The organism is Sphingobium sp. AS12 (assembly GCF_019097845.1).
In the GTDB taxonomy this organism is placed as follows: domain Bacteria; phylum Pseudomonadota; class Alphaproteobacteria; order Sphingomonadales; family Sphingomonadaceae; genus Sphingobium.
The window spans coordinates 1-1,385 of the sequence record NZ_JAHRGM010000090.1; the positions used below are offsets into that span (position 1 = coordinate 1).

General features: G+C 60.1%; 1 protein-coding gene. It reads left to right on the forward strand.

The window, feature by feature from the left end; all coding sequences use genetic code 11:
* Positions 1–182 precede the first annotated feature (182 nt).
* Positions 183–1,146 (forward strand): IS630 family transposase gene (locus tag KRZ98_RS23110; protein ID WP_217675528.1). Its coding sequence is split into 2 segments (ribosomal slippage): positions 183–526 and positions 525–1,146, totalling 966 coding nucleotides; the frame shifts between segments, so codons are not numbered across the junction.
* Positions 1,147–1,385 lie beyond the last annotated feature (239 nt).

The following is a 1,385-nucleotide window of genomic DNA, read 5'->3' on the forward strand; positions in this document are numbered from 1 at the left end:
CGCACGCTACTAATCCCATAGCTGTGGCCCGCGTCAGCGGGTTAGCTCAATCCGGCTTCAATGAGGTCGCGCACGGTGCCATGACGCCCGCGTTCCGCCGCGCGACCTCACAGAAACCTCCAGATTCACATGAGGGTGATTTTCTGATTCAAGCTGCTGGCTGGGTTTGGAGGCCAGCAGCGATGACCAGACCTTATTCGATGGATTTGCGAGATCGCGCGATTTCGCGGATTTTGGCTGGCGAGAGCGTCCGGTCTGTTGCCTTGGCATTGAGCATCAGCCCGGCGACGGTGGTACGCTGGTCACAGCGTTACCGGGCATGGGGTAATGTGGCTCCGGGTAAGGTCGGCGGGCACAAGCCGCGGCTTCTGGTCGGCGAGTTGCGCAACTGGCTGCTGGATCGGACAAAGTCCGACTTCACCCTGCGCGGGCTGGTGGCCGAACTGGCCGAGCGGGGCGTGAAGGTGGACTATGTGCAGGTCTGGCGCTTTGCTCATGCGGAAGGACTGAGCTTCAAAAAAAAGCGTCCTTCCCGCAGAGCAACTGAGGCCGAAGGTCGCCCGGCGGCGGGAGCAGTGGAAGAAATATCAGGGGCGGCCTGATCCGGCCCGCCTCGTTTTCGTCGATGAGACCTGGGCCAAGACCAACATGCCTGTCCTGAGCTTCGCCGAAGGGGCACCGCTGCGGGGCTGGGCACCCAAAGGTCAGCGGCTTCACGCAAAAGTGCCCTATGGCCACTGGAAGACGATGACCTTCATCGCCGCCCTGCGCAGTGACCGGATCGAAGCGCCCTTCGTCTTCGATCAGCCGATCAATGGAGCCAGCTTCACCCAGTGGGTTGAAGAGCAACTCTGCCCCACGCTCTCACCCGGCGACATCGTCATCCTCGACAACCTGTCCAGCCACAAAAAACCCGCTGTCAGAAACGCGATCCGGGCCAGAGGCGCGCACCTGCTGTTCCTGCCGCCTTACAGCCCAGACCTCAATCCCATCGAGCAGGTCTTCGCCAAGCTGAAACACCTGCTGCGGAAAGCCGCAGAACGATCCGCCGAATCAACGTGGCAGCGCATCGGCACTCTGCTCGATGCCTTCCCGCCGCACGAATGCGCCAATTACCTCAGAAACTCAGGATATGGTGCAGCGTAATGTCATCAAACTCTAGGGGCTATTCGCCATGTGAATGGACGGGGCTCACTCGCGTTGGACAGCTGCGGGCATGCAAAGGAGAAACGCCCCGCGGATGCCAAGCATCCCTTGGCCCAACTTGAACAGTGCTTTTGGAAAAGGCATTTTTGTTCAATGACATGCACGCACCGGCGCGAGTGTTACCACTACATTTTTGGGTTTGGTTGAGCTTGCAGAGGCTCAGGTTCGCGGCGGCAGTT